4 protein-coding genes are annotated in these 2274 nt (G+C 47.4%); 1 reads left to right on the top strand and 3 read right to left on the bottom strand.

Going from position 1 to position 2274, the window contains the following annotated elements; translation table 11 throughout:
• Positions 1 to 23: 23 nt before the first annotated feature.
• Genes OCV61_RS18380 through OCV61_RS18370 form a run of 3 tightly spaced genes read right to left on the bottom strand, consistent with a single transcriptional unit; the run spans position 24 to position 839 of the window.
• Positions 24 to 320, bottom strand: coding sequence for a DUF3847 domain-containing protein (locus tag OCV61_RS18380; RefSeq protein WP_005927679.1), 297 nt, complete (start codon positions 318 to 320; stop codon positions 24 to 26).
• Positions 313 to 654: a DeoR family transcriptional regulator gene (locus OCV61_RS18375; RefSeq protein ID WP_005927681.1), complete on the bottom strand. Its 342-nt coding sequence runs from the start codon at positions 652 to 654 to the stop codon at positions 313 to 315. Before OCV61_RS18375 ends, OCV61_RS18380 begins: the two co-directional genes overlap by 8 nt.
• A complete protein-coding gene (locus OCV61_RS18370; protein WP_005927683.1) occupies positions 651 to 839 on the bottom strand; it encodes a hypothetical protein in 189 nt (62 codons plus the stop codon). Before OCV61_RS18370 ends, OCV61_RS18375 begins: the two co-directional genes overlap by 4 nt.
• Before the next feature lie 483 nt (positions 840 to 1322).
• Here OCV61_RS18370 and OCV61_RS18365 point away from each other — a divergent pair, with 483 nt between their 5' ends.
• On the top strand, positions 1323 to 2129 hold the full coding sequence (locus OCV61_RS18365; RefSeq protein WP_005924756.1) for a helix-turn-helix domain-containing protein: 807 nt from the start codon (positions 1323 to 1325) through the stop codon (positions 2127 to 2129).
• Positions 2130 to 2274 lie beyond the last annotated feature (145 nt).

The following is a 2274-nucleotide window of genomic DNA, read 5'->3' as shown; positions in this document are numbered from 1 at the left end:
TGTATAATTGCGCCCTTAGTAAACTAAGGGGGTTCCGGCATCTCCCGTTCCAGCAGTTTTTTCAATAGTTCCTGCGTGTCCTGTCTGTGAAAAATGAGTTTCAACAACAGCATGACATCATCATCTGTCAGGCGTTCCGGCTCTTGCAGAAAACTTTCCAGCATACCGCCACGGGTACAGAGCCGGTGCGTCCGTTCCTTTCGGGTAAGCTGTTTCAACTGGTGCTGCAATGCCTTTTCATCATTGATGGCTTTCCGCAGTTTCTTTTCGCTTTTTTCCAACTCCCGATTGAGTTTTTCCAGCTTTGAGGTATCAGGCAAGGGCAGCGTCCTCCTTTCCCGGTATCAGCACATAAATCCGGTTTGGTTCTCCAATGCCCTGACGCACCCGCATGATAAGTCCGGCAGTTTCCAGTTCATTCAGAGAACGCTTGACCGTCATGGAGCTGCGGGACAGGACTGCGGCAATGGCTGTGACAGGGAAGCAGACAAAGAGGATTCCGTTCTCGTCCTCCTGCCCTTTGGAGAGCATAGCGTCCAGCATCCGGCAGTACATGACCTTTGCGGTGCTGCTGACTGGAAATCCTGTCAACGCTCTGGGAAAAGGCATACAGGGCGGCAATGGTGTGTCTATCGTCATAAATTCAAAATTCATTCTGTGTGTTCCTCCTTTTTCTTTGCTCGTTTGGATAAATAACAGGGGCAGTCAATCACAACCGCCCGGAAGCTCTGCTTGCACCCATGCTGGCATTTCCGGCATAATTCGTTGTAAGTGACACGCCCCCGGTCATTGAGGTAAAAGGAAAGCTCATACTTCCTCTTTTTGCTCATTCTCGGCATATTGCGCTTCCTCCCGTTTTAGTGTATGGTTTCGGGGCGATTTTCGGTAAAATTACAGCCATAGAGCCGCTTAAAATCTCCCGAAGTATCAGCGATAGGGTAGACTGTCCCCCTATCAGATTGTTGTGTTTCGGTATCATTTCGGTGTCAGTTCGCCAGTTCTCCCCGGTGTCGTTCCTCCCCTGAATCTCACAGCGGCGTATCGCTCCCTTTGGTACGCTCGTTTTGGTCAGGGTTCCTCCATATCCCTGCCAAAATTCATGGCGCTACATCGCCGGGGAAGCATATCCCACACAGGCTGGTCATTCGATTGGAATAATCCATCGATGAACTACCTGTATCATAGAACATTTTTGTGCCCTGTGCCGTATGTCCACAAAGTAGGAATTAAGGGTAAAAATCAGAAATTTCCACGATTACGGAAAGTGTGATATAATCCAGATAAGCGGCAGCAATGAAACCGTTGGAAAGGAGCGTGTGCCCATGAAAGGAGCAACAAGCATACAGGAACGCCTTTGGGAACTCCGCAAGGACAAAGGCTTAAATCTGGAAGAACTATCAAAACTAACGGGTATTTCTAAATCAGCCCTTGGCAGTTATGAAAAAGAAGATTTTAAGGAAATCAATCATGGCAACCTTATCACGCTGGCAGACTTCTATGGGGTTTCCGTCGATTATCTGCTGTGCCGGACAGAGAACAGGGAGCAGATCAACACGCCACTGACGGAGCTGCATTTGAACGATGAAATGGTTGCACTTCTGAAAAGCGGTCGGATCAACAACCGTCTGCTCTGCGAACTTGCCACCCATAAGGACTTTATCAAGTTTCTTGCGGACATTGAGATTTATGTGGATGGGATTGCCACCATGCAGATTCAAAACCTCAACACCCTTGTCGATACTGTCCGACATGAAATCATAGAACGGTATCGCCCTGGCGAAGATGACCCACATTTGAAAGTGCTGCAAGCCGCCCATATCAGTGATGATGAATATTTCAGCCACATGGTTCTGGATGACCTAAACCTGATTATCCGGGATATTCGGGAAACCCATAAAAAGGATAGTGAGAGTGCGCCCCAGACCACTGTTGCCAATGAACTGAAAGAAAATCTGGAAGCGGTCGAAAATTTCAAGGGCAGCCGTTTGGAAAAACTGGCAGTGCTTTACTGCAAGCAGCTCGGTATCAACTATAAAAATCTGTCAGATGAAGAATTTCGCTGGCTTATTCGGATTCTCCAAAAATCAAAGAAAACGGGAACGCCTATCAACCAGAGGAAAAAACGGTAAAGGAAAACCGCTGTTGCATGGTTTGCTGGATTCCATGTAGCAGCGGTTTGTGCTGTGGTTATTACTTCATTCGTTTTCTTAATATTCGGCGATAATTTGTTTCTCCCTTTGGTGCGTCCTGTATAATTTCCAACACACCATCTTC

It is taken from the genome of Blautia ammoniilytica, assembly GCF_025566965.1.
Classification (GTDB): domain Bacteria; phylum Bacillota; class Clostridia; order Lachnospirales; family Lachnospiraceae; genus Blautia_A; species Blautia_A ammoniilytica.
This window is presented reverse-complemented; position numbering and strand designations above follow the sequence as displayed.